The organism is Aggregatibacter segnis ATCC 33393, assembly GCF_000185305.1.
Taxonomy (GTDB): Bacteria; Pseudomonadota; Gammaproteobacteria; order Enterobacterales; family Pasteurellaceae; genus Aggregatibacter; species Aggregatibacter segnis.
In genome coordinates this window covers 33,084-59,447 of record NZ_GL622200.1, presented here as the reverse complement: position 1 = coordinate 59,447, position 26,364 = coordinate 33,084, and the positions used below count along the sequence as shown (strand labels likewise).

Sequence of the window (26,364 nt, the reverse complement as noted above, 5' to 3'; positions counted from 1 at the left end):
AAAAAATGAGAAATTTAATATTGTTATTATTTTTTGTTATCTCTGGGTGCTACATAGATAATGGAGCCCCCCATTCAAATTATTATTGGAAAAAAGATGGAAAAAAACTTAGTTATGAAGACATAATGTATTGCTCCAAAAAAGTGAATGAGAAATCTAGCAAAGTTTATGTTAATCCAAGTTGCTATTATGATTTAGGATACAGGTTTACGGCACCAATATATTGGTGTTTATCATTAGATTCTTCAATAAACAAAGAAGTATGTGAACAATATAAAAAATATAGAAACTAATATAAAAGTAAATACCTCATCCACCAAAAGTGCGGTCAAAAACACGAGAGATTTTGACCGCACTTTCGTAAATTCCCGTTGACTTCCCCTCGTCCTCCTCTCCACAATATGCGCTTATTTGTTTCGTTTTAACACAAGGAAAGAAAATGGCGTTTAGCTCATTGTTTACTTTATTGGATGATATTGCATCGTTATTGGATGACGTGTCTGTGATGACCAAAGTGGCCGCCAAGAAAACGGTCGGTGTGGTGGGGGATGATTTGGCGTTGAACGCCAATCAAGTGACTGGTGCCACTGCAGAACGGGAATTACCGATTGTGTGGGCGGTTGCAAAAGGTTCCTTGGTAAATAAGGTGATTTTAATCCCTATCGCACTGTTGTTAGCCGCCTTTTTGCCGGCGCTCATCGTGCCTTTATTGATGCTCGGCGGAGCCTATTTATGCTTTGAGGGCGTGGAAAAAATCCTGCATAAATTTTTTGCTCATGAACACCATCACGAAAAAAATGCTTTCAATGAAAAAGCCAAAATTCGTGGTGCCGTACGCACAGATTTCATTCTTTCTGCCGAAATCATTATTATTGCCTTAGGTGAACTTACCGAATCACCGATTTCCGTGCAAATCATCGCCCTTTCACTCATTGGAATTGGCATCACTGTTTTCGTTTACGGCATTGTGGCGCTTATCGTCAAAGCCGATGATTTCGGTTTATTTTTAATGCAAAAAGGCGGCATCACAAGCCATGTCGGTAAAGGCGTTTTATTTTTAATGCCCAAATTCATGCGTTCCTTAAGCTTCATTGGCACCCTGGCGATGTTCTTGGTCGGTGGCGGGATTTTCGTGCATAACGTTGAAGCCATTCACCACTTTTTAGGAAATCTTCACCTCGCTGAAGGCGTTTTAGGACAAATCGCCACACTGGTTACCGGTTTGGCTGTAGGTGCAATTTGTTGTTTGGTGATATTGCCATTAATGAAATTCTTTGAGAAAAAAGCGGCATAAATCCACCGCACTTTCCAAAAGAAAACGGTATTCTTAGATAAGAATACCGTTTTTTATTTCTCGTTAGTCGGGCTGATTAGCAATCCTGCTTACCATACGCTTCTTGACGTAAAATCGCGCGAACTGCCGCATCGAATTCCTCCAACACGTGATCGGCATTTTTCGGATCGGTACCACGCGCATCAAGATAGAACTTGATTTTCGGTTCAGTACCGGACGGACGCGCAATAAGACGGCTGCCGTTTTCCAAAACAAAGACCAAAATGTCGCTTTGACGGTCGGTTTTGGTGTGGTCGATAAATTGTGCCACATTGAAACCACCGATTTGGCTTGGCGGGTTATTGCGAAGTGCGGTCATTAATTTGCCGATTTCTGACAAATCACTCACACGAATAGAAATTTGTCCGCTCACATAAGCGCCAAATTCTTTGGTGAATTCCTCTGCATAATCTGCCAAGGTTTTGCCTTGTTTTTTCAAGCTACGCACTAAATCCAAGAACACGATAGCGGCTGAAATACCGTCTTTATCACGTACTTTGTCCGGATCCACCAAGTAACCCAATGCTTCTTCAAAACCGAATAACAAGCCTTGAACTTTGCCGATATATTTGAAGCCGGTAAGGGTTTCTTGGGATTCAAAACCATAACGTTTCGCAATCTCTGCCAAGGCAGGCGAGGACACGAGGGAACAAGCCAATACTCCTTTTTTACCTTGTGCTTGATATTGTTTCGCCAAATACCAACCTAAAAAGCAACCCACCACGTTGCCGTGCAATGGTTTCCAGTTGCCTTCAGCATCCGGCACTGCCACCGCTAAACGGTCAGCATCCGGGTCATTCGCAATAATAAATTCGGCATTGTGTGCTTTTGCGACTTGAATCGCTAAATCTAACGCGCCTTTTTCTTCCGGGTTAGGGAAGTTCACGGTTGGGAAAGTACCATCCGGCCAGACTTGTTCAGCAACGATGTGCGGTTGTGGTAAGCCCGCTTTTGTCAACGTTTTGCTCAACACTTCATAACCCACGCCGTGCATGGCGGTATAAACGTAGTTAATGTCGGTTTGTGGTTCTTTCGCAAGCGCAGCCGTTTTCGCAATATAAGCATCCACCACAGTGTCATCTAACACGACGTAATCTTGGCTGCGCGGTAAATCTTTCACACTGCCTGCCGCGACTTTATCAATTAACGCCGCAATGTCTTTGTCTGCCGGAGAAACGATTTGTCCACCACCGTTAGCTTTGCCTAAATAAACTTTATAGCCGTTATCTTCCGGTGGATTGTGGCTGGCTGTCACCATGACGCCTGCGGTAGTATCAAAATATTGAATGGCGTAAGCCAACACCGGTGTTGGTAATTTGCGTGGTAATAAATAGGCTTTAATGCCGGCGCCAGCCATGATTTCAGCTGTATCGCGCGCAAATATATCGGAGTTTTTACGGCCGTCATAGCCAATCACGATGGAAGGCTGTTTGTCATACCCTTTTAAATACTCAGCCAATCCGCCGGCAGCTTGCGCCACCAACACGCGATTCATCCCCATAGAACCGGCTTGCAGACGACCGCGTAAACCGGCGGTACCGAATTGTAAACGTCCGTCAAAACGGGCAGCAAGTTCAGCTTCCGCTTTTGCATCGCCACCTTTTGCCGCGCTTAAAAGTGCGGTTAATTCTGCGTGCGTTTCAGCGTCCGGATCTTGGTTTAACCAATTTTGTGCCATCTCAAAAAGTGCTGACATAGTGACTCCTTGTAACATGAATAATTGAAAAACTCCCTCTAGCCTATCTAAAAAGCGCTGTGATGGGAACGTTTATTTCCGATTAATTCCCTGTATTTTGATCTATTTCACAGATTCACCGAAGGCAATCGGTTGCCTCTTTTTTTATGAAAAAGACGTGCGAAAAAAACCTTGCGAAAGATGCCATTTTGACGCAAAAGTGCGGTGGAAAATAAACGAGTTTTTCCTTTATAAAAAAGCGTTTTTTTGCTATAACTGAAGCAGTTTTTTTAATTAATCTAGGAGACTTATTATGGAATTAGTTTTTATTCGTCACGGCTTCAGTGAATGGAATGCAAAAAACTTATTTACCGGTTGGCGCGATGTCAATTTGACCGAGCGCGGCGTGGAAGAAGCCAAAACTGCAGGTCAAAAATTATTGAATGCCGGTTTTGAATTCGACATTGCTTTCACCTCCGTCCTCACTCGTGCGATCAAAACCTGTAATATCGTGTTGGAAGAATCTCACCAATTATGGATTCCACAAGTGAAAAACTGGCGTTTAAACGAACGTCACTACGGTGAACTACAAGGCTTAGACAAAAAAGCCACTGCCGAAAAATACGGTGATGAGCAAGTTCACATTTGGCGCCGTTCTTACGACACATTACCACCATTATTAGATCCGAAAGACCCGAATTCTGCCCACAATGACCGTCGTTACGCACATTTGCCGGCTGACGTTATTCCGGATGGCGAAAACTTAAAAGTGACCTTAGAGCGTGTACTTCCATTCTGGGAAGACCAAATCGCGCCGGCATTATTAAGCGGTAAACGTGTTTTAGTGGTTGCGCACGGTAACTCTCTACGCGCACTTGCAAAACACATTGAAGGCATTTCCGATGCGGATATCATGGATTTAGAAATCCCAACCGGTCAGCCGTTGGTGTATAAATTAGATGACAACTTGAAAGTGATTGAAAAATCTTATTTGTAATACCAAATAACATTCACCATAAAAAACAACCGCACTTTAGTCACTAAAGTGCGGTTTATTTTTGCGGTGTTTTTAAAAATTAAGCGTTCAAGATATTCTTGATTTCCGCCATGCTTAAATGATATTCATGCGGGCATGCTTTCCACGCATCGATCATGCGAGAATATTTGTCTCTCATTGGCGTTTGGGAATCGCAACCGTGTTCACAACGCATAAATTCCTGATATTTTCCTTCTACGCTTGTGATGAAACGAAGATAGTTAAGGTATTTTTTCTCACGCACAGCGCAGTAACCAACGAACTGTAATCGGTGTTCGCTCAATTCGGATTTATCACTCAAATTGTTATAGGAAATTTGCAACGCTTTGTACATTTCCAACGTATCCAATACCGTGCGGCATTCTTCTTCCGAAATCACTGAAAACTCATTGTCCAATTCATGCAATTCCAAGCTGAACCCACCTTTTACAATGGCTTCTAAACGTTGGTATTTTGCTGCATTGGTCGGGTCTAATAACGCCATTAATTTATATTGGTTAACTAAAATTAAACGTTGGGTAGATGACATTTCCATAACCGCTCTCCTATTAATCAATTTGGTTGAGAATATCGTTTGATAAAACCGGATCCGCTTTTTTCTCTTTATCGCCGTTGATGCGTTGTTCCAAATGTTGGAAATAAGCTTCACGGAAAGTGAGGTACGGATCTTGTGCCTGATCCAATAGCGCTTCTTTATCCATCAATTTCGCACGCGTATCAATGCCTTGCAAACCGGCTTTTAAGAAGCCCCAAGGACCAAGCAAGGAAAGCATTGGATAAGTCGTATCCGCCAGATTACCAATGTCTTGGCGCGGTGTTGCGGCACCATATAACGGCAACATCACATAAGGACCGGTTCCAACACCATAGCGCCCTAACGTATCACCAAAACGGTTATCGCCTTGTTTTTTCAACGGATCGCTATAACTTGCCACATCAATTAAACCACCCAATCCGAAAATCGTGTTAATCCAGAAACGGTTAAAATGAATGAGTGCCTGCTTAAAATCACCTTGAATCAAACGGTTGGCAAAACTTGCCGGTTCATCAAGGTTATCCGCCACATTAATGACACCGGTACGCACCGGACTTGGCACATAGTTTTTCCAGCCCTTAGCTAACGGTTTCAACACATAAGGGTCAGCAACGTGATAGTTGAAATCCCACATTGTGCGGTTAAACCCTTCTAAGACGTCTTTACGTTCGCCGGTTTGCGGATCGATAGAAGAAGAACATCCGGTTAATAATACGGAGCCTAATAATAATGCGGCAAGGTATTTTTTTATTTGCATAATGACACTCAAGCTGATGAAAAGATGGGCTCATTGTAAACAACTTACCTTGCAACTACAAAAACTTTCTAAAAACCCACCGCACTTAAGAAAACAAAAGGCACGATGTTTATCGTGCCTTCATAACCAAGAAAAAATTACAGAATGAAACGGCTTAAATCTTCGTTCTCGATCACCTCACCCAAGGCTTCAGTGACATATGCGGCATCAATGTTCACGGTTTGACCATCCATGTCGCTGGCGTTGAAAGAAATTTTATCCATTAAGCGCTCCATTACCGTATGTAAACGGCGCGCACCGATATTTTCGGTCTTTTCGTTGACACGAAATGCCGCTTCGGCGATTTTCTTAATGGCGTCTTGAGTAAATTCAATATTCACCCCTTCCGTTGCCATTAAGGCTTTGTATTGCTCGGTTAAAGAGGCATTCGGCTCAGTCAGAATACGCTCGAAATCCTCGGCAGTGAGTGCAGAAAGTTCCACACGAATCGGCAAACGGCCTTGTAATTCCGGGATTAAATCTGACGGGCGTGCCACTTGGAACGCACCGGAAGCGATAAACAAAATGTGATCGGTTTTCACCATACCGTGTTTGGTGTTGACGGTTGAACCTTCCACTAACGGCAATAAATCACGTTGCACACCTTCGCGGGAAACATCCGCACCGCTGTATTCGCCTTTCTTACAAATTTTGTCGATTTCATCGATAAACACGATGCCGTTTTGCTCCACCGCATCAATGGCTTTTTGTTTCAACTCTTCCGGGTTCACCAGTTTCGCCGCTTCATCGTCAATTAAGGTTTTTAACGCATCCTTAATTTTCATTTTACGTTTTTTAGTTTGGCTACCGGAAAGATTCTCGAACATGGATTGTAATTGACTCGTCATGTCTTCCATGCCCGGAGGTGCCATAATTTCCACGCCCATAGATACACCTGCGACATCGATTTCCACTTCTTTATCGTCTAACTGACCTTCGCGTAGTTTCTTACGGAAAATCTGACGGGTGTTGCTTTGACTATCACGGTTTTCCACTTCGCCCCATTGGTTCTTCGCTGCAGGCAATAAGGCATCTAAAATTCGCTCTTCTGCCGCTTCTTCTGCTTTAGCACGATTTTTGACGATTTCCTGTTGGCGCACCAATTTCATGGCGCTGTCGGTTAAATCGCGAATAATGGAATCCACTTCTTTGCCCACATAACCTACTTCGGTAAATTTAGTGGCTTCTACTTTAATGAACGGCGCATTGGCTAATTTTGCCAAACGGCGGGCAATTTCGGTTTTCCCCACGCCAGTCGGCCCAATCATAAGAATATTTTTCGGGGTCACTTCATGGCGCATTGGCTCTTGCAGCTGCATTCTGCGCCAACGGTTTCTTAGGGCAATTGCTACTGCGCGCTTGGCGTCGCTTTGACCGATAATATGTTGATCTAATTCAGAAACTATTTCACGAGGTGTCATTTCAGACATGGTTTATTCCTTATAAATTTTTAATTCGGCAATTCTTCAATAGTGAAATTGGTGTTGGTGAACACGCAAATTTCACCGGCAATTTTGAGAGATTTTTCTACAATTTCACGCGCCGACAACTCAGTGTTTTCCACCAACGCACGGGCGGCAGATAAGGCATAGTTGCCACCAGAGCCGATAGCAAGAATCTGATCTTCTTCCGGTTGTACTACATCGCCGATACCGGTAATGATCAGGCTTTCTTTTTCATCCGCGACGATTAACATCGCTTCCAATTTACGCAACGCACGATCGGTGCGCCAATCTTTTGCCAATTCCACCGCACTTTTCAATAAATGCCCTTGGTGCATTTCTAATTTACGCTCAAAAAGCTCAAACAATGTAAAGGCATCTGCCGTGCCGCCCGCAAAACCTGCCAACACTTTGCCGTTATACAAACGACGCACTTTGCGCGCGTTACCTTTCATCACCGTATTGCCAAGGGAAACCTGTCCGTCACCGCCGACAACCACTTTGCCGTTGCGACGTACACTTACAATCGTAGTCATAATGCTATCCTTTAAAAATGGAAAATGTGGAGGTTATATTGAGGTAATTTAGGGGGAATTCAAGGGGAAAAATAATATTGGTCATTTATTCACCAATCACATAATAAAAATGTGATCACGGTCAGAATTTTGTATAGCAAACGATTGCTTGAAATTGCTTAATAGAACAAAAAAGGTAGGATTGCCGCCGATATATTCACAATCTCATCAGGAGTCACAATGAAAAATCTTGTTAAACTTTCTCTTGTCGCCCTTTTAACCGCGGCAGCAATTCCCGCCATGGCGGCCAAAACCGAACCTTACACCAATCAAGGTACCAATGCCCGTGAAATGCTCGTGGAACAACCAATCCACTGGATTTCCGTTGAGCAACTGAAAAAAGAATTGGAAGGTAAAGCACCGATCAATGTAAGTTTTGATATTGACGATACCGTGCTATTCAGTAGTCCTTGTTTTTATCACGGACAACAAAAATATTCTCCGGGCAAACATGATTACTTAAAAAACCAAGATTTCTGGAATGAAGTGAATGCCGGTTGTGACCAATATTCCATTCCAAAACAAATTGCCATAGATTTAATTAATATGCACCAAGCCCGTGGCGACCAAATTTATTTCATCACCGGACGCACTGCCGGCGATAAAGATGGCGTTACCCCAGTATTACAAAAAGCCTTCAATATTAAAGACATGCACCCGGTTGAATTCATGGGCGGACGTGAGCTTACCACCAAATACAACAAAACCCCTGGCATTATCGAACACAAAGTTACTATTCACTACGGTGACAGTGACGACGATATTCTTGCCGCCAAAGAAGCCGGCGTTCGTGGCATCCGCCTCATGCGCGCTGCTAACTCCACTTACCAACCAATGCCAACCCTTGGCGGATATGGTGAAGAAGTGTTAATTAACTCAAGCTATTAATTTTTAAAAAACATATAAAAAATTGACCGCACTTTGAAATGCTCAAAGTGCGGTCTGTTTTTATAATGAATTTCAGCTTGAGTTAGAAGCGAATTTCGACGGAGGCGGCGAAGTTTCTGCCCGGTTGATAATAACGCTCTAGGCCAGGATAACCACCATAGGTTGCATTAGGGCGTAAACCTACAGAGTTTACTACACCACCAATATTATTTAGTCCACGTAAAGTGTCCCATGTGTAATATTTTCTATTGAAGATATTATAAACACCTGCACGTAAAGTGATATTCTCCGCAGGTTTATAGAAACCAAACATATCAAATACAAACGCTTTAGCATTTAAGTGTTTCCACGTATCCAACCCAGTTTCGTGAGAATATTCTGAACATTTAATTTCAAACTCTTCACCGATACCGTAATCATAATAAGGATTACGCACACGCTCTTCTTTCAAGCAACGTTCCGGTAAGTTTTTCATGTATTTGGCATCTTTTGCTTTTTTCGCTCCAAGATAAGTCAAACGCGAGAAAATTCCCCACTTACCTTCAGGCTGTTCATAATCTAAGCCAATAATTGCCTTAATTGGTTGAAGCGACATTAAACTTGCCCCATTAGACATACTTCCTTTGCTATAGCCTAAAGAACCAAATAATTTCCAACCATTTGGCATTGGTGTAACTTCATTTAAGTTAAGTTTGCCGGTAAATTCCACGCCATAAATTTTTGCAGAGTCAATGTTTTGCATTTGTTGAACCGGGCGCCAACGCCACATACTTCCGTAGTAATTATAGTATTCCCATGTTTCTTGCTCATCGAGGAAGTCTTTATAACTGGAATGATGTAACGTCAAAGATAATTCACCCAAACGTCCTTTTCCTAATAAATTAAGATTTTGGGTCAAACTTTTTTCTGCTTTGAGATTAGGATTTGACATCCACGCACCCGCAGCATTGTCACGATAATCAAAATACATTTCGGACGCATTTGGCATACGGAAACCTGTACCAATGCTATAACCTAATTTCCAATCATCATTGAGCATTTTTTCAATACCTGCCGTCCAACTAATGTCATGAAATTTAGCATCCGCAGCTTTGCGGCAGAATCTACACTCTAAGGCATTCAAACTTTGTTGCGCATATTTAGCCCAATCATAACGAAGACCCAAATGCGCCTTCCATTCTGGTGTTAGCTGAATATCATCATGCAGAGAAATATTGTAATGACGTGTCTTAATCGGGTACATCATTGTTGAATCTTTTGAATTCACCCACTCTTTCACGCCATCATAATTGTTATCTACATAAACAGAGTCTTGATGCAAAATATCAAATTTTCGTTCAGAAACCGCCGTTTTAAGTGAAAAAGTATGACTACTTGTGCCTAAATCAATTGGTTGACTATCTACACGAAAATTAATGCGTTTAAATTTAGTATTGAAGAAACGAAGATTATTATCGCTCGGCTCCTCAGGTTTAGCTGGGCTATAGCTTGTCGCAGCTTGTGCTCTATAACCTTCATAGTTATAAGCAGCTGTTTGTGCTTTTTGATAATCTACATCAGTTTTCACTAATGCAATGATTTTTGAGTCCGGTAAATATTCATAAAAAACGTTGATGGTATCTCGTTTAGCACGGTCGTCCGCCTCTCGCCATCTGGAATACAACGTTACCGCTGAATCTTCAATAATATAATTTTTATTGCGTGAACCGCTGTAAGAAGCCCCTACTCGGTGATTATCATTTAAGCGATAGGCAAACTTAGCTAAGTAGCTATTATTGTGATGCGTTGAATCATCAGGAGTCTGTTTTCCATAACCGCGATAACGGGTCATGCGTGAATCTTCTGGGATGGTGTAACCGCCTGCGCTTTTCATTTCATGTCCATGGCGATTGGAATAAAGCAAAAGTGCTTCCGCTTGTTCTCCGGCATATGCCACGCCAACAGTATTTACCCATTCAGTATTACGAGAGGCATAACCTGTGCGATATAACGCACCAAATTTACGTCCGTTTCTCACAATATCAAACGGTTCAAGAGTGCGATAATTTACACCACCGCCAATATTGCCGCTCCCTTGATTGAAGGAATCACCACCTTTAGCAATCTCAATGGTACGTGCAAGCTCAGGATCGATACTTTGGCGCGAAGTGTTCAAGTTACCATAACGTTTATAAAGGGAGTTTTCTTCCGAATCTGGCAAGGCAACACCGTCAATACTGATACCAACACGGTTGTCCTCTACACCGCGAATAGTAAAACCTTTTTGATGACGACCTTGATCTACAATTCCAACATCAGGACTATAGCGAGTTAAATCCCGATTATTTTGAATAAGCTCTTGTTGAATCACCGCAGCGGTTTTCTTTTCGGAATGATTTGCTTTTGTAGAATTATCCAATTCCGTAGAAACAGTAATAGTTTCTAAATTTTCTTCCGCCAGCGCCACATTTGCTGCTGACAAACCTAGCGTGACCGGTAATAAACCGTAGACTGTGACCCGCATTTTATTTTTTTTCATACTTAACTTTCCCAGTGAGTAAAAAATTGCGGGGGATTATAAAGAAGAAATGAGGAGAAAAATAGATCTACTTGAGAATAATTTGCATTTTTATGATCTGGTACGACTTATTTATTATTGTCTAAAATCCGACTAATTAATTTCAGCCATTGTACCGCCAATTCGCGCTGCATAACGCTCGCGTTAAACACCGGATCTTCGCCCAATACACCGCAAGGCAAGTCAGGTGGAATTTCGCCTTGTTCATAAGCAGCATAATCCTCACGCCAGTCACCGTCAAAATAATAGCGTTCCAACGTTTCCATTTTCGGGAGAAACGCCTGCCATTTTTCCAAAAATGCTTCGGCTTCCGCTAAAAAATCATTGGTTTCATTCAAAATGTCTTCCATTTTCGTGATTTGCTCTAAACGGGCTTTCGATAACATACGACCTCCAAAACATTCAAAAAAATGACCGCACTTTCATTTAAAGTGCGGTCCATTTACAGCGTGTTTTACAAATTACACATCATACGTGGTGGATGCGGTATTGCCGCCGCGCCCCGTCCAGTTGGTGTGGAAGAATTCGCCGCGTGGTTTGTCGGTGCGTTCGTAAGTGTGCGCGCCGAAGTAGTCACGTTGCGCTTGCAACAGATTTGCCGGCAAGCGGGCTGAGGTGTAACCGTCTAAGAAGGTAATCGCCGACGCCATACATGGCATTGGGATGCCGACTTCGATGGATTTTGCCACCACTTTGCGCCATTCGCCCATGGCGTTTTCCAAAATGCCTTTGAAGTAGCTGTCGGAACCTAAGAAGATTAAATCCGGGTTCGCTTCATACGCATCGCGAATGTTGCCTAAGAAACGGCTGCGAATAATACAACCTTCACGCCATAACAAGGCAGTGTTGCCATAGTTGATGTTCCAGTTGAAGTTTTCAGACGCTTCACGAATCAACATAAAGCCTTGCGCGTAAGAAATGATTTTTGACGCCAACAAGGCTTTGCGCACCGCTTCAATCCATTCTTTTTTATCGCCTTCCACTTTGCCTACGGTTTTGCCGAATAATTGGCTTGCGGCAACGCGTTGATCTTTAAAAGCAGATACGCAACGGACGAACACGGATTCGGTGATTAACGTCAATGGAATGCCGAAATCAAGAGCATTGATCCCCGTCCATTTACCGGTGCCTTTTTGCCCTGCCGTATCTAAAATTTTATCCACAAGGCGGTTACCGTCTTCATCTTTATAGCCAAGAATATCAGCGGTGATGTCGATTAAGTAGCTGTCTAATTCGGTGTTGCGCCATGCGTTGAAAGTGGCTTCCAATTCATCGTCAGACAAGCCCACGCCTTCTTTTAAGAATTGGTAGGCTTCGCAAATTAATTGCATATCGCCATATTCGATGCCGTTATGCACCATTTTTACGAAATGGCCTGCGCCATCTTTGCCCACCCAATCACAGCACGCTTCGCCTTTGTCGGTTTTGGCGGAAATTGCTTGTAATACCGGCTTCACGAATGGCCATGCTTCTTCGTTACCGCCCGGCATGATGGATGGCCCGTGGCGTGCGCCCTCTTCACCGCCGGAAACGCCGGTGCCGATAAAGCGAATGCCTTTCTCACGCAACGCCGCCACACGACGGTTAGTGTCCGGATAATTTGAGTTACCGCCATCAATAATGATGTCGCCTTCTTCTAAGTGCGGTAGTAATGCGTCGATGAATTGATCCACCACCTCACCCGCACGCACCATTAACATCACTTTGCGCGGTTTTTCTAATTTAGCGGCCAAATCTTCCAAAGAATAAGCACCGATAATGTTCGTGCCTTTTGCCGCACCTTGTAAAAATTCATCCACTTTAGATGTGGTACGGTTATACGCGACCACTTTAAACCCGTGGTCGTTCATATTTAAAATGAGGTTTTGCCCCATCACGGCTAAGCCGATAACACCGATGTCGCCTTTTACTGACATTGTTTTCTCCTGTTTGTGAGGTACAGATGCACCTATCATTTAGTATTTATTGTAAAGTATAAGAAGCTTGTTTCAGATATTCTATAGCAAAACTTCTTTTAAATTTCTCTAATTAAAGAGCTGCCTTGCTCTAACGTGTCTAGCCACTGCCATTTTTCATGACCGACGAGTTTACTTTCTTCTAAAGAAAATGTTGTACAACAACGACCCAGACGATTTTCTAGAGATTGATTTAAATGTTGATACGTAAATTCAATTTGAGTATCGTTAATCCATTTCCCAATTAAAAAACCTTTTAAAATTTCACCACCACCATATTCAGCCCAAATCATTTTACCTTGTTGATGATAATAAAATTCTGTTTGGCTACTCACTTCACCATTTGCGGTGTTTTCAACAGCAACAAATTTTTTATTATCTAAATTCAACATTAAAGTCACTCCGCATCTAATGTATCTATATCTTATTTTTGCATAATGTAATGCATTTCTACATTTTTCGCTTTTGCGGCTTTTTCTAGATCTGCTTTATCGCTTTGACTATCTCCAACAAGGTATAAAGATACATCCTTGCCGACCTTTTCTGCATTATTTAGTCCATACATAGCAACTGCTTTATTCACAGATTGACTGTTCCCTGCAATTCCGATGTGTAAATTATCTGTAGCTAAAAGAGATACGAGTCGTTTTCCTGAAGTACCACCTGCGGTTCTAATCGTTGCTACAAGCATTCCATTTGAAACTGGGTTTCCTGCTTCTGGAACTTGAAGCATTACTGAGCGATTATCTTTTGGCATTTGTGCCGCTAACTGATCTAAAGATGGACCAGATGAACAAGCAAATAACAAAGTTGAAGTAAGTAGTACAAACAGCTTTTTCATTTTTGTCTCCATATCATTCTAATAAATTAACTCTTCGTCCACGCACTCATATGCTGCGTAAATCCAATATGCGGATAGTAATCCACCGCTTGCGGGGCAGATAACAGCACAATTTTGGCTTGAGGATGTAACGCCTGCTTGGTGTGTTCAATTAACTGCACGCCGATACCTTGTTTTTGATATTGTTCGTCTACCGCCAAATCAGACAAATAACAGCAATAGGCAAAATCCGTCACCGAACGGGCGGCACCCACCAATCGCTCGCCATCCCAAGCTGTCACCAATAAATTCGCATGGTGCAACATCTCCGCCACACGTTTTTCATCTTCTAATGGACGACGTGCGCCTAGCGATGTTTTATTGAGTAGTTCAATAAATTGTTCTACTGAAATGGGAACGTTGGTTTTGTATTCGATCATATTGTGAAACCCGCGATGTCTGATATGCCATCCGTTATAGCAATTTTGCCGCCGCTTTATCCAAATACCACTCTGTCACACCATTTTTCGCCTGAATTTTAGCTGCCGGGTAAGACAGATTTTCCGCCGGTGTGGTTTGAATTTCTTTGAGGATTTCCGCTTTACCTTCGCCTGTCACCAAATAAGTAATGCGTTTGGCTTGTTCAATTAATTTGGCGGTTTTGGAAATGCGGAGCTGTCCGCTTTCCGGATGTTTAGCGATGACGGCAAGGTTTTCATCCGCGAAATCGGTTTGATTCGGGAACAAGGAAGCCGTGTGCCCGTCTGCGCCCATGCCGAGGATAATCCAATCAAAAACGCCGTCAGGAATGACCGCACTTAATTCTTCTTTGAAGCGTTTTAACTCAAAGTGCGGTTCGTTTTCGCCACGAATTCGGTGAATGTTTTCTGCCAGAATGTTGATGTGATCGAACAAGAGTTTTTGTACTTCACCGTAATTACTTTCGGAATCAGATGGCGGCACCATGCGATCATCGCCCCACCAGAAATGGAGGTTTTTCCAGTTAATTTGATCGGCGTAAGGGGCTTGCACCAAGGTTTTAAACAATAATTTCGGTGTAGAACCGCCGGACAAGGAAATGTGCACGGGGTGATTTGCTTGGCTATAAATCACAAATTCTTGGGCAATTTTTTCTACCGCATGTTGAGCAGTAGGGAAAGTAATATAGTTCATTATTTTTCCGTAGGGTGGGCTTTAGCCCACCATTTTATTATGTTAGATATTAGGAACGGTGGGCTAAAGCCCACCCTACATGAGATTAACTAAATTAAACTTTTTTCTTCATCAAACCACTTGGTTTGCGCCACACTTTGCCTTCTTTGGCAATCAGTTTATCTGCGGCTATCGGGCCCCAACTGCCTGCTTCGTAGTCATACACGCGACCGCCTTGAGCTTTGTAATCCAAAATTGGTTGCACGAATTTCCACGCGGCATGTACGGCATCGGTACGGGCAAATAAGGTCGCATCGCCTTTCATGGCATCAAGCAATAAACGCTCGTATGCGGTCATCACAGTCGCGCCCTCTAAATCTGCATAGCGGAAATCCATGGACACTTCTTTTGCTTCAAAGCCTGCGCCCGGTTTTTTCAAGCCGAAACGCATGGAAATAGCTTCATCCGGCTGAATACGGATAATCAATTTATTTTCCGGTGCATTTTGGCTGAATACCGGGTGCGGTGTGGTTTTGAAGTGAATCACGATTTCGGTGACACGCGCCGGTAAACGTTTGCCGGTGCGCACATAAAACGGCACACCCGCCCAACGCCAGTTTTCAATTTCACAACGCAATGCCATGTAGGTTTCCGTGCGGGAATCTGCCGGCACGCCTTTTTCTTCCAAATAGCCTTTCGCCATTTTGCCGTTGATTTCTGCGGCCGTGTATTGTCCAAGCACTAAATGATGTTCCATGTCTTCATGGGTTAACGGGCGTAAGCAGTGCAATACTTTCGCCACTTCATCACGCATGGAATCCGAATTGATAATCGCCGGCGGCTCCATTGCGACCATCGCCAATACTTGCAACAAATGGTTTTGGAACATATCGCGCATTGCGCCGGAACCGTCGTAATAACCACCACGATCTTCTACGCCGATAGATTCGGCCCCGGTGATTTCCACGTATTCAATAAAGTTACGGTTCCAAAGCGGCTCAAACCAACCATTAGAAAAACGCAACACAAGTAGGTTTTGTACGGTTTCTTTACCAAGATAATGGTCGATACGATAAATTTGGTGTTCCTCAAAGAAGCGGTGAATTTGAACGTCCAAGGCTTCGGCGGTTTTGCGGTCATAACCGAACGGTTTTTCCACAATGAGACGTTTCCAACCATGCTCTTCTTTGTTTAAACCATGCTCTGCCAAACATTCCGGAATCACGCCATATAAACTCGGCGGCGTGGATAAATAATATAAGGTGTTGCCGTTGGTTTTATAGGTTTCATGCAAGGCATCAAGTCGCGGAATCAGTTTGGCATAGTCCGCTTTATCTGAGGTGTTGACGGCTTGGTAATATAAGTGGCGACAAAATTGTTCTAAACATTCGCCTTCCGCGCCTTCGTGTTCAATTAGCGTTTGACGCATTTTTTCACGGAAAGAATCGTCGTTTAATTCGGTGCGCGCCACACCCAAAACGGAGAAATCATCGCCCAACCGATCAATTTTATAAAGGTCATACAACGCCGGAATAAGTTTACGATAGGTTAAATCTCCGGACGCGCCGAAGATAACGATACAACAGTTTTCTGTTTTCATTTGGTTACCACATTAATGTTACGATTTAATAAATACGTCGTATGATAAGGAAAATCATCCGGCATTTCTAATCACTCTGATAAATCGGAGCGAAAGATATTATCCCATCGAAAATCTCGCGTAACGCCCATTAAAAAGTTCGGATTCACGAAAGATTCCCGTTGATTGTAAGTCAGCGGTTGATAATTTAAGTCAAAAACCACCCCGCCCATTTCCGCCAGCAAAATCTCTGCGGCGGCTGTGTCCCACTCACCGGTGCGACCTAAGCGAATATAGCAATCGCATACACCATCCGCCACCAGTGTGCTTTTTAAGCTGCTGGAACCGCAGATGTGAAATGCATAATCAAAATTCGGGTTCAAAATTGACCGCACTTTTTCGGCGGTGGCCGCAGAACCCACGGCAATGCGCAAAGGTCGGTCTAAAGCAATATCACGGAATGCTAATTTGCACGGTTTTCCCTCTTGCAGCTTATACGCCCCAAATCCTTTCATGGCGTAATAGGTATAGCCCAATATCGGCGCATGAATCACGCCCAACACCGGTTGATGATTTTTCACTAAGCTAATGAGCACGGAAAATTGATCGGTGCGATTAATAAATTGTTGTGTGCCATCAAGAGGGTCAATTAACCAATAGGACTCCCACGCCTGCCGCTCCGCAAGGGGAATGTTGCAATTCTCTTCTGACAAAATAGGAAGATGTGGGGTAAGTGCGGTCAGTTTTTCCGTTAAAAATTGACTGGCAAACAAATCCGCTTCCGTCACCGGTGTATTGTCTGCTTTGATTTGAACAGACACCGAATGTTGATAAAAACGACGTAAATGCTCGCCCGCTTGTTGGGCGATATGAATCACATCCTGTAATAAATGCGTTGTGAGAATTGGCATAGTCTTCCCTCCTATGTTCTCAATCCAAGTCGCAATTTATCTCGTTTTCGGCAACAACAAAGGCAACACGAGAACCGAATACAGTGCCATACCAAAGCTGAGCAAAAATGCCATATCAATGCCACCGCCATGCAACCACACGCCAAAGGTCATAGCAGGTTGGGTTAGCGTCATATAAATAAAACTCGCGATGTTTCCATAACAAAAGGCAATAGTCAGAGAAATTAACACGATCGCCACCACGTTATAACGCGTGTAGCGATAAATCTTTGCCCATAATGCAATCAACAGCGCCGGCACGGTTACCACGATAAATGTGGCTAAGAAACTAAATAGCACGACATCCACTGTGGTGAATAATTCATCAGTGTTGTCATCAACGTAAATGCTAACCAACGTGCCAATAATTTGAGCAAGTAAAGGAAATAAAATGAGTGCTTTTAGATATGGAAATTTAGACGGCATAAGAATTCCTGAGTAAAAAAATAGGCTATCAAAAGACAGCCTATTGTAGAGGAATTTTAGCGATTACGCAGATTTTTTTGCACGTAATACACGCAAGGTGAAAATGGTCACACCGGCGATAAATACGACTAAACCAAGTACTTCACCAATCGTACCCCAGTTTTCCAAATTCAAGGCCAATGGCGCTTCAGATCCACCGGAGGTAACGGAGGCGGCAATGATAAAGGCTAATACAACGCCCATTAAGCTTTCGCCTACAATCAAGCCCGCGGCGAACAAGGTACCAAAACGCTCTGCTCGTTTGTTCACGTCTTTGTCGCCGCTACGCGCTGCATATTTGGTGATGTGACGATTAATTAACCACGCCAAGAATGCTCCGGTGACAACCGGCATATTAATAGAAGGTGGTAAGTAGATACCAATCCCCACAGCCAATACCGGTAACGCAAAGGCTTTGTTACTCATTTTTTTCAAGAAGCTGTCAATGATAATCAACACTGCACCAAGACCCACGCCGGTTAAGATGTAAGTCCACTCTAATTTATTAGAGAAAATCCCTTGTGAAATGGTAGTCATTAACGTTGCTTGCGGTGCAGATAACGCTTGTGATAGATCCATGTCCGGACGCGGTAATGCGCCGGTGAAGCCGTAAGCGTGGTAAAGAATTTCCAATACCGGCGCAATCACTAATGCACCCACGAAACAACCGATAATTAACGCCACCTGTTGACGCCAAGGCGTCGCTTCGACCAATAAACCGGTTTTTAAATCTTGCAGGTTATCGTTAGAAATAGTTGCTGTCGTTAACACGATAGACGCGGTAAACAAGGTAAGTGCGGTCAAGAATTTCTGTCCATCCGCCGTTTCAAATAAACCGGAAGCATTGCCGATAGAAAACAATACTAAAGAAATCACGATCACGGAAATGATCCCGATACCGGAAATTGGACTAGAGGAAGAACCCACAAGCCCCGCCATGTAACCGGAGGCTGCCGCCACGAAGAAACCGATAAATACTGCCAAGAAAGTACAAACGACCACTAACAATAACGCCAATTCCGGAGAAATCGGTGCGGCAGCGATAAAGTGATGTAAGGAAACCACGATTAACGCCACAGCGGCAATTAAAATGTAAATCATGGTTTTTGGTGAAAGGTCGATATCAATACGATGTTCAGACGCACCTTGTGTGCCTTTCAACATACGGAAAGAATGCACCATACCTTGCACCATTGGTTTCATCAGAATCAATAACGTCCAAATCGCCGCAATCCCGATTGTTCCCACACCGATAAAACGTACTTTCGTTTTCCACATGCTCATGGCATAACTCACGATAGTTCCATCAGTTGGCATATCACCGGACATGGTAAAGAACGGTACCGCTAAGCCCCAAGCAAAGAAGGTACCCAACAATATCGCAATACCGCCCACGATACCGATTAAGTAACCGGCACCTAATAAGGCTAAAGAAAAGCCCATCGGAATTTGGAAAATCGCTTTGCCACCCGGGCCGGTAAACCACGCGCTGGCACCATCTGCCATCAAACGTAAACCGTTCGTTAAGAACGCCACGACGCTGGCAAAAATACCGCCATAAGCAATATCTTTCACGCCGCTGTCGGCATCAGAATTGTTACCGGCTTTCAAAATTTCCGCCGCAGCAACACCCTCCGGATAAGGTAAATCGCTATTTACCACCATGGCGCGACGCAATGGAATCGTGAACAACACGCCCAACGTACCACCCGCAGCACAAATCAACATGGTTTGCCAGAACGGGAAATCTTGCCAGTAGCCCATCATCAACAAGCCCGGCAACACGAAAATCACTGAAGAAAGCGTACCCGCAGAAGATGCTTGAGTTTGCACCATGTTGTTTTCCAAGATACTGGAATCTTTAAAGAATTTCAGTACCGCCATGGAAATAACTGCCGCCGGAATCGACGACGCAAATGTCATCCCCACTTTTAGACCCAAATAAACGTTAGATGCGGTAAACAACACCGTAATCAACGCTCCAAGGAACATGCCTCGGAAGGTCAACTCTTTTAAGTTTGTAGATTGCATAACACATTACCTATCTTTTAAATAAAAAACGTTGCCACCTTGACAAAAAAGCAGCGAATAATCAAGTTTCATTCAATTTATTTTGCTTAAATTGAATTTTATTTAAATATCAGCCATATTTTTAAACTATTTATAATCCTATAACCTATTCAATAGTAAAATAGCCCTCCACTCAACATCGCTATAATCTTAAATCCATCTGATTTAGTCTCAATTATAAAAAATAGCGAATCTCATCAAGTTATTTATTCTTCATATCCTATATAGTTCGCCGAGCCTATTCCATTTAGGTAAATAACCACTACATTTTGTATCATCCACTGAATGATGAAGTTCTATGAGGCTAAAAAATGAATGCATTAATTGAATTACTCGCGAAAATTGTTGCCCCGATGCAACGCCAATTTATTAACTTTATACGAATCGCCATTTGTATCGTTATGGTATGGATTGGCGGGCTAAAAGTATGTCAATATGAAGCAGATGGTATTGCCCATTTTGTCTCAAATAGTCCATTCTTAAGTTTCCTCTATAAAAACGGACCAAATTTGGTGCAAAACGATAAAGGCGAATTAGTAAAAGAATATACCCTTTATAAAAATCCCGAAGGTAAAATGGTGGCGAAAAATATTGAATGGCACAAAGCTAACGGGACTTACACCGCATCTTATATTATCGGTGCAATCATTGTGACCATCGGCTTATTAACGTTAGCCGGAATCTGGTCTCCGACTTTTGGGCTACTCGGCGGTTTGCTGACGTTCGGTATGTCCATTGTCACCCTGTCGTTCCTGATCTTCACGCCGGAAACGTGGGTGCCTAATTTAGGGGGCGATTTGCCTACACCAAATTACGGCTTTCCATATTTATCCGGTGCGGGACGTTTGGTTATTAAAGATATTATTATGATGGCTGGGGGATTAGTTGCCGCTGCCGAATGTGCGAATCGCTACTTAAAATATAAAGCATCCGTCTAATTGAAACACCGATATGAAGCTTATCACTCTGTGATAGGCTTCTTCATTTGTTAATCAGGAGAAAAGTAGAACATGGACTATTTAGATCAGCTTGTCCGACAGTCAGGCATTGAGGGAGAAATCAATATCCTCTGTCGTTTTCAAGGTGACTGGCTAATCCATCATAAACAGGAACCGAATTTAATTGGCAGATTTCATATTGTGTCACAAGGGGAATGCCAAATTCGGCTGAAAGACCAAACCTACCGGCTCAAACCGGGCGATGTCATTTTTCTGCCCTACGGAGAAGAGCACGTTATTTATCACGGCACCGACACAGAAACACAAATTACCAAAACCACACAAGGTGTTTTTACATTACATCGCAATAGCTCAAGCGAATCTGCTGATTTTGAAATGTTTTGCGGTTATTTTCGTTATTTAAACGTTGCGCAAAGTTTACTGTTTAATCTACCGCAGTGGCACCTTGCCGGAAATAACGATTCCATCATGGCCTTACTGAAATTGCTGCGCAAAGAAACAGAGGATAACCTCGGCAATGAAGTTGTCGTCAATGCGTTATGCAACATTCTTTTCACTTATTTAATCAGAGATTACCTTCAACACCATCAGGTCAATCAAGGCATCTTCGGCGCATTACAGGACAAACGTTTAAGAAATGCCGTAAATGCTATCATAGCCAACCCCAAAGAAAGCTGGAGCATGGAGAGCTTGGCAGAAAATTGCGCCATGTCACGCGCCAATTTTATTCGTGCATTTAAACAAAAAACGGGCATTTTGCCCGGTAAATTTCTCACTATAATGCGAATGAATATGGCAGGAATGTTACTAAAAAACACACAAAAACCGATTAGCGTAATTGCTTCGGAAGTGGGCTACCAATCAGACACCCACTTTACCAAAGTGTTTAAATCCTATTACGGCATTTCTCCGGGGAAATACCGATAAATACAACTACCAATTCATGGGTTAACACAGGCTTTCCGTTGTAAATAATCCCGAAGTAAATAAAGTGCGGTCAGATTTTTCGCTTCATTGAATTCAGGATCATGCAATAACTCGTTAATGTTTGCCAACGGCACGCGTACCACTTGCAACGGTTCCGGCTCGTCGCCTTCCAGTTTGCTCGGATAAAAATTCTGCGCCAATAAAATGTGCATAGGATTATTCATGAAGCCAACGGATGAATTAATCGTGCGCAAATGCACCCAAGATGTTGCGCCTAAACCAATTTCTTCTTGCAACTCGCGATTGGCGCTTTGTTCCGGCGTTTCACCTGCATCCATTCTGCCCTTCACAAATCCTAACTCATAGCGCTCTGTTCCCATGGCATATTCACGCACTAACAACATATCCTCGCCATCAATCGCCACCACCATCACCGAAGCGTATTTGCCGGGGCGAAAACGTTCATAAGTGCGGTGCGTTCCGTTGGCGAATTTCAAATCCACCGATTGAATTTCAAATATCGTTGATTTTGCTACAGTTTTTATATTGAGAATGGTTGGTTTTTGTAACATTGTTCTCTTCTTCCCTTGTTTTACAAACCACTGAAATAGCGATACCATACCCCACTATTTTTACAAAGAAAAGGGACCACAACAGGGATGGTACAACAAAAATTTGACTGGCAAGCAATCGACACCGTGATTCTGGATTTAGACGGCACGCTAATCGATCTGTATTTCGATCACCGTTTCTGGAAAAAGGTGGTGCCGCAGGCGTATGCCAACAAATTCAAGCTTTCTGTGGAACAAAGTCGCGAACTGATCCATCGCCGTTATCAGCAGGTGGAATTCAGTATGCAATGGTATTGCATTGATTTTTGGGCGAAAAATTTAGATTTACCGTTGCGTGAATTGTTACAACAACAGCGCGATTACATCAAAGTGCGGTCGGATGTTTATCCGTTTTTACAAGCCGCTCGTGAACGCCGCAAGAAATTAATTTTGCTCACCGACAGCCATCCGTTCAGTTTGGCAGAAAAATTAAAACACTGCGATTTAGCACCGCACTTTGATTTGTTGCTTTCCAGCCATCAGTTTAATGCGCCCAAAGTGGAACAGTCTTTGTGGCAACGTTTGCAACAATTCACGCCATTCGATCCGAGCCGAACCCTTTTTATTGACGACACAGAACCGGTGTTAGATAGCGCTAAAAAATTTGGCATTGCCTACACTATCGGCGTGGAAAATCCGGACAGTACCTTGGCGGACAAATCCTTTGAGCGCCATTTCTCCGTCAAAAACTACCGCACTTTACTGTAAGGACGCGGCAACATGGCAAAACATTATCAAATAGAAGAAGAAAAAGAAGCAGTGCGTTTGGACAAATGGCTGTGGGCAGCGCGTTTTTATAAAACCCGCACACTCGCCAAAGAGATGATTGACGGAGGCAAAGTCCATTATAACGGGCAACGCAGCAAACCGAATAAGATCGTGGAAGTGGGTGCCACCCTAAAAATACGCCAAGGCAGTGACGAAAAGGAAATCGTTGTGTTGGCGCTTTCCACTCAACGGCGAGGTGCACCGGAAGCGCAACTGCTTTACCGCGAAACAGAACAAAGCCTTGCCAATCGAGAAAAACTTGCCATGGCACGCAAAATGAACGCGCTGTCTATGCCGCACCCTGATCGCCGTCCGGACAAAAAAGAACGTCGCGATTTACTTAAATTCAAACATCAAAACCAAGCATAAGCGCCACCTTGTAATCGAGGGAAACGCCCTTATATTTGGCGAACAATATTCAATTAGGAACAAAAAAGATGACCACTTATACTAAAGACAACGACCAACTTTATCGTTATCTATTCAAAGACCGCGCCGTACGTGGCGAATGGGTACGCTTAAATCAAACGTTCAACGACACCTTAAACACCCATCATTACCCACAAGCCGTACGCAATTTATTAGGCGAAATGATGGTCGCCACCAGTTTGCTGACCGCCACCTTAAAATTTAACGGTGATATCACCGTACAAATTCAAGGCGATGGCCCATTAAAACTGGCGTTAGTCAACGGCAACGATCAGCAACAAATCCGTGCGCTTGCCCGTTTACAAGGCGATATTGATAACGGCATGACCCTACACCAAATGATCGGTAAAGGCGTGTTGGTGATCACCATTGCACCGAAAGAAGGCGAACGCTATCAGGGAATCGTGCCCCTCGACAAACCCACTATCAGCGAATGTTTGGAAGACTATTTCGTCCGTTCCGAACAACTTCAAACACAACTGATTATCCGCAGTGGTGAATATGACGGCAAACCGGTCGCCGCCGGTGTGTTATTGCAAATTGTCCCGGATGGTTCGGGCTCACCGGACGATTTCGAACATTTAGCCACCTTAACCGCCACCATTAAAGACGAAGAGATTTTTGGCTTAAGCGCAGAAGAATTATTGTACCGCTTATACCACGAAGAAACCGTTGAACTCTTCGCACCACAATCGGTGACCTTCCACTGTGGCTGTTCGCAAGAACGTTCAGGCGCTGCCTTGTTGTTAATTTCGGAAGAAGAAATTGACCATATCCTCGCCGAACACCAAGGCACCATCGATATGCAATGCGAATGCTGTGGCACGCATTATTTCTTCAATAAAGAAACGATTGAGAAATTAAAAGCAGGTTCGCAAGCTTAACCGCAAACCTATCTCATCTAAGGCGTGCATTTTTAGTGCACGCCTTTTTCTTTTATTCCAATTACCACAGGCAAAAGTCTGCTCGGTTAAGTGCGGTGCTTTTTCCATTTGTTTTTTACAATAAATCCATGCTGATAACTATTACGTTAAGCCTTATCCACCAAGGCATTAACCCAATATGAACTAAATCAAGAAATACAAAAATAATCCTGCCTAGCTATTGTTCAAACTGCGTAAAACGGGTATAGTTTCGCACGTTTTTTATTTATTACTTTTATAGAATGACGAGGTTTTTATGGGCGGTATTAGCATTTGGCAATTAGCGATTTTAGTCTTAATTATCGTGTTACTGTTCGGTACGAAAAAATTACGTACTTTAGGTACTGATTTAGGTGAATCAGTAAAAGGCTTCAAAAAAGCCATGAACGAAGAAGCCAAACCGGCTGACGCAAGTTTCGACAAAGTGGAACAAAAACAAAGCGCACAACCGGAACAAGAAAAAAACAAAGAAAAAGAACAGGCATAATCCGTGTTTGATATTGGTTTTTCCGAGATTGTATTAGTTTGCATTGTGGGCTTAGTAGTACTAGGCCCACAACGTTTACCGGTGGCGATTCGTACCGTAATGGGTTGGGTACGCACAATTCGCGGCCTGGCGGCGAACGTCCAAAACGAACTAAAACAAGAGCTGAAATTGCAGGAATTACAAGACAGCATCAAAAAAGCGGAAAGTTTAAACCTCAAGGCGTTGTCGCCCGAATTAGGCAAAACAGTGGAAGAACTTAAAGCTTCCGCTGACAAGCTACGCTCTGAGCTAGAACAAAAAGCCAATGAGACCAACACAACACTTCAAGATCAAATCAATGAATTGAAGCAGGTGCAGGCGGATAAAAGTGCGGTAGAAAATCTCACTGAATCGCTACAAACAGAAACGCCCGCATTGGAAACTGTCGCTTTAGAAACACCAAAAGAAGAAACGACGGAAAATATAACTGCTCTTTCTCCGGCAGAACAGGCGGAGCAAGAAGAAATTGAATTAGACGAGAAACTCGCCTACTACATCAATCAATATGATCCGGATAACCCGCTACCGGCTCACACGGAATCGGACACGTCAGACAAAGCCTCAGACAAAAGTTAACCGTGCTTTGCGGGACCGCCTCACATCAGGATAACTTATGACCAGCGTTGACGATACTCAACCCCTTATCACTCACTTAGTAGAACTACGCAATCGCTTATTACGCAGCATCATTTTCGTTGCCGTGATATTTGTCGCGCTCGTTTACTTCTCCAATGAAATTTATAACTTTGTGGCGGCACCGTTAACCGCAAACTTGCCAAACGGCTCCAGTATGATTGCCACCAACATTGCAACGCCGTTTTTCACCCCAATTAAACTGACCGGGGTTGTCGCTATTTTTATTTCAGTGCCATTTTTGCTCTATCAAATCTGGGCTTTTGTGGCACCGGCATTATATCAACACGAAAAACGCCTCATTTATCCGCTACTATTTTCCAGCACGCTGTTGTTTTATCTAGGCGTAGCCTTTGCTTACTATGTTGTCTTTCCATTAGTGTTTAGCTTTTTAACGAAAACAGCACCGGAAGGCGTCTCGATCGCCACGGACATCAGTAGCTACTTAGATTTTGTTCTTACCCTATTCCTAGCTTTCGGCATTTGTTTTGAAGTGCCTGTTGCCATCATTTTGCTGTGCTGGACAGGTGTCACCACGCCGGAAGATTTAAAAGCCAAACGCCCTTACATTATTGTGGGTGCGTTCTTTATCGGTATGCTTTTAACTCCGCCGGATGTGTTCTCACAAACCCTGCTCGCCATTCCGATGTGTTTGTTATTTGAAGTAGGTGTATTCTGCGCGCGTTTTTACCGTCCGCGTGAAGAAAATGAAACTACTCAAGAAGAAAACAACACATCTAATCACTAATTCAATTCGGGA

At 43.2% G+C, this 26,364-nt stretch carries 28 protein-coding genes; 11 read left to right on the top strand and 17 right to left on the bottom strand.

The features are described 5' to 3' along the window. Nucleotides 1-439 precede the first annotated feature (439 nt). On the top strand, nt 440-1,294 hold the full coding sequence (locus tag HMPREF9064_RS09060) for a DUF808 domain-containing protein (protein ID WP_005715636.1): 855 nt from the start codon (nt 440-442) through the stop codon (nt 1,292-1,294). A 76-nt stretch (nt 1,295-1,370) separates the two neighbouring features. Here the strand turns inward: HMPREF9064_RS09060 and HMPREF9064_RS09065 are convergent, their stop codons facing one another. After that, nucleotides 1,371-3,029, bottom strand: coding sequence for a phospho-sugar mutase (locus HMPREF9064_RS09065; protein WP_032997727.1), 1,659 nt, complete (start codon nt 3,027-3,029; stop codon nt 1,371-1,373). Nucleotides 3,030-3,321: 292 nt separating this feature from the next. Here HMPREF9064_RS09065 and HMPREF9064_RS09070 point away from each other — a divergent pair, with 292 nt between their 5' ends. Next, the gene (locus tag HMPREF9064_RS09070) at nt 3,322-4,005 is read left to right on the top strand and encodes a 2,3-diphosphoglycerate-dependent phosphoglycerate mutase (protein WP_005715632.1); all 684 of its coding nucleotides are present in this window, start codon (nt 3,322-3,324) and stop codon (nt 4,003-4,005) included. Between the two features lie 79 nt (nt 4,006-4,084). On the opposite strand, the gene HMPREF9064_RS09075 is transcribed toward HMPREF9064_RS09070, so the two are convergent. From HMPREF9064_RS09075 to hslV, 4 genes are all read right to left on the bottom strand, one after another. Further along, the gene (locus tag HMPREF9064_RS09075) at nt 4,085-4,579 is read right to left on the bottom strand and encodes a YfbU family protein (RefSeq protein WP_005715630.1); all 495 of its coding nucleotides are present in this window, start codon (nt 4,577-4,579) and stop codon (nt 4,085-4,087) included. 13 nt (nt 4,580-4,592) lie between these two features. Then, complete coding sequence (locus HMPREF9064_RS09080) at nt 4,593-5,336, bottom strand: phospholipid-binding lipoprotein MlaA (protein WP_005715628.1); 744 nt, start codon at nt 5,334-5,336, stop codon at nt 4,593-4,595. A 137-nt stretch (nt 5,337-5,473) separates the two neighbouring features. Continuing rightward, the gene (hslU, locus tag HMPREF9064_RS09085; RefSeq protein ID WP_005715625.1) at nt 5,474-6,805 is read right to left on the bottom strand and encodes an HslU--HslV peptidase ATPase subunit; all 1,332 of its coding nucleotides are present in this window, start codon (nt 6,803-6,805) and stop codon (nt 5,474-5,476) included. A gap of 20 nt (nt 6,806-6,825) precedes the next feature. Then, entirely contained in the window at nt 6,826-7,353 is a 528-nt protein-coding gene (gene hslV, locus HMPREF9064_RS09090; RefSeq protein WP_005704683.1) for an ATP-dependent protease subunit HslV, read from the bottom strand. Between the two features lie 219 nt (nt 7,354-7,572). Between hslV and aphA the strand changes: the two genes are divergently transcribed. After that, a complete protein-coding gene (gene aphA / locus HMPREF9064_RS09095; protein ID WP_005715621.1) occupies nt 7,573-8,280 on the top strand; it encodes an acid phosphatase AphA in 708 nt (235 codons plus the stop codon). 82 nt (nt 8,281-8,362) lie between these two features. Here the strand turns inward: aphA and HMPREF9064_RS0109350 are convergent, their stop codons facing one another. The 11 genes from HMPREF9064_RS0109350 to HMPREF9064_RS09145 form a co-directional block, all read right to left on the bottom strand. Next, entirely contained in the window at nt 8,363-10,798 is a 2,436-nt protein-coding gene (locus tag HMPREF9064_RS0109350) for a TonB-dependent hemoglobin/transferrin/lactoferrin family receptor (RefSeq protein ID WP_005715618.1), read from the bottom strand. Nucleotides 10,799-10,905: 107 nt separating this feature from the next. Then, a complete protein-coding gene (locus tag HMPREF9064_RS09100; RefSeq protein ID WP_005715616.1) occupies nt 10,906-11,223 on the bottom strand; it encodes a DUF4298 domain-containing protein in 318 nt (105 codons plus the stop codon). Between the two features lie 75 nt (nt 11,224-11,298). Then, nucleotides 11,299-12,753: a decarboxylating NADP(+)-dependent phosphogluconate dehydrogenase gene (gnd, locus tag HMPREF9064_RS09105; protein WP_032997726.1), complete on the bottom strand. Its 1,455-nt coding sequence runs from the start codon at nt 12,751-12,753 to the stop codon at nt 11,299-11,301. Between the two features lie 98 nt (nt 12,754-12,851). Further along, nucleotides 12,852-13,184: a hypothetical protein gene (locus tag HMPREF9064_RS09110; protein ID WP_005715611.1), complete on the bottom strand. Its 333-nt coding sequence runs from the start codon at nt 13,182-13,184 to the stop codon at nt 12,852-12,854. Nucleotides 13,185-13,216: 32 nt separating this feature from the next. After that, nucleotides 13,217-13,633: a hypothetical protein gene (locus tag HMPREF9064_RS09115; RefSeq protein WP_032822542.1), complete on the bottom strand. Its 417-nt coding sequence runs from the start codon at nt 13,631-13,633 to the stop codon at nt 13,217-13,219. A gap of 26 nt (nt 13,634-13,659) precedes the next feature. Then, the gene (locus HMPREF9064_RS09120; RefSeq protein ID WP_005715610.1) at nt 13,660-14,052 is read right to left on the bottom strand and encodes a GNAT family N-acetyltransferase; all 393 of its coding nucleotides are present in this window, start codon (nt 14,050-14,052) and stop codon (nt 13,660-13,662) included. 34 nt (nt 14,053-14,086) lie between these two features. Next, nucleotides 14,087-14,785: a 6-phosphogluconolactonase gene (gene pgl, locus HMPREF9064_RS09125; protein ID WP_005715609.1), complete on the bottom strand. Its 699-nt coding sequence runs from the start codon at nt 14,783-14,785 to the stop codon at nt 14,087-14,089. A gap of 94 nt (nt 14,786-14,879) precedes the next feature. After that, on the bottom strand, nt 14,880-16,364 hold the full coding sequence (gene zwf, locus HMPREF9064_RS09130; RefSeq protein ID WP_005715608.1) for a glucose-6-phosphate dehydrogenase: 1,485 nt from the start codon (nt 16,362-16,364) through the stop codon (nt 14,880-14,882). Between the two features lie 71 nt (nt 16,365-16,435). Further along, nucleotides 16,436-17,254, bottom strand: a complete 819-nt coding sequence (cysQ, locus tag HMPREF9064_RS09135) for a 3'(2'),5'-bisphosphate nucleotidase CysQ (RefSeq protein ID WP_005715607.1) — start codon at nt 17,252-17,254, stop codon at nt 16,436-16,438. A gap of 36 nt (nt 17,255-17,290) precedes the next feature. Further along, a complete protein-coding gene (locus tag HMPREF9064_RS09140; protein ID WP_005715606.1) occupies nt 17,291-17,719 on the bottom strand; it encodes a hypothetical protein in 429 nt (142 codons plus the stop codon). Nucleotides 17,720-17,782: 63 nt separating this feature from the next. After that, nucleotides 17,783-19,789, bottom strand: a complete 2,007-nt coding sequence (locus tag HMPREF9064_RS09145) for an OPT family oligopeptide transporter (RefSeq protein ID WP_005715605.1) — start codon at nt 19,787-19,789, stop codon at nt 17,783-17,785. A 350-nt stretch (nt 19,790-20,139) separates the two neighbouring features. On the opposite strand from HMPREF9064_RS09145, the gene HMPREF9064_RS09150 reads away from it, so the two are divergent. Both HMPREF9064_RS09150 and HMPREF9064_RS09155 read left to right on the top strand, forming a co-directional pair. Then, nucleotides 20,140-20,766 (top strand): YkgB family protein, encoded by a 627-nt coding sequence (locus HMPREF9064_RS09150; protein WP_005715604.1) that lies wholly within the window; start codon nt 20,140-20,142, stop codon nt 20,764-20,766. A gap of 72 nt (nt 20,767-20,838) precedes the next feature. Then, the gene (locus tag HMPREF9064_RS09155) at nt 20,839-21,714 is read left to right on the top strand and encodes a cupin domain-containing protein (RefSeq protein WP_005715603.1); all 876 of its coding nucleotides are present in this window, start codon (nt 20,839-20,841) and stop codon (nt 21,712-21,714) included. Nucleotides 21,715-21,728: 14 nt separating this feature from the next. Here the strand turns inward: HMPREF9064_RS09155 and nudE are convergent, their stop codons facing one another. Further along, complete coding sequence (gene nudE / locus HMPREF9064_RS09160; protein WP_005715602.1) at nt 21,729-22,334, bottom strand: ADP compounds hydrolase NudE; 606 nt, start codon at nt 22,332-22,334, stop codon at nt 21,729-21,731. Nucleotides 22,335-22,373: 39 nt separating this feature from the next. Here nudE and yrfG point away from each other — a divergent pair, with 39 nt between their 5' ends. The 6 genes from yrfG (at nt 22,374) to tatC (ending at nt 26,352) form a co-directional block, all read left to right on the top strand. Then, nucleotides 22,374-23,033: a GMP/IMP nucleotidase gene (gene yrfG, locus HMPREF9064_RS09165; RefSeq protein ID WP_005715601.1), complete on the top strand. Its 660-nt coding sequence runs from the start codon at nt 22,374-22,376 to the stop codon at nt 23,031-23,033. A 12-nt stretch (nt 23,034-23,045) separates the two neighbouring features. Continuing rightward, a complete protein-coding gene (gene hslR, locus HMPREF9064_RS09170) occupies nt 23,046-23,462 on the top strand; it encodes a ribosome-associated heat shock protein Hsp15 (protein WP_005715600.1) in 417 nt (138 codons plus the stop codon). Nucleotides 23,463-23,530: 68 nt separating this feature from the next. Then, nucleotides 23,531-24,406 carry an Hsp33 family molecular chaperone HslO gene (gene hslO, locus HMPREF9064_RS09175; protein WP_005715599.1) on the top strand — a complete coding sequence of 292 codons (876 nt, stop codon included), beginning with the start codon at nt 23,531-23,533 and terminating at the stop codon, nt 24,404-24,406. A gap of 295 nt (nt 24,407-24,701) precedes the next feature. Next, on the top strand, nt 24,702-24,932 hold the full coding sequence (gene tatA / locus HMPREF9064_RS09180; RefSeq protein WP_005715595.1) for a Sec-independent protein translocase subunit TatA: 231 nt from the start codon (nt 24,702-24,704) through the stop codon (nt 24,930-24,932). A 3-nt stretch (nt 24,933-24,935) separates the two neighbouring features. Then, complete coding sequence (gene tatB / locus HMPREF9064_RS09185) at nt 24,936-25,547, top strand: Sec-independent protein translocase protein TatB (RefSeq protein WP_005715593.1); 612 nt, start codon at nt 24,936-24,938, stop codon at nt 25,545-25,547. 37 nt (nt 25,548-25,584) lie between these two features. Next, on the top strand, nt 25,585-26,352 hold the full coding sequence (tatC, locus tag HMPREF9064_RS09190) for a Sec-independent protein translocase subunit TatC (RefSeq protein WP_005715591.1): 768 nt from the start codon (nt 25,585-25,587) through the stop codon (nt 26,350-26,352). The last annotated feature ends 12 nt before the right edge of the window (nt 26,353-26,364 follow it).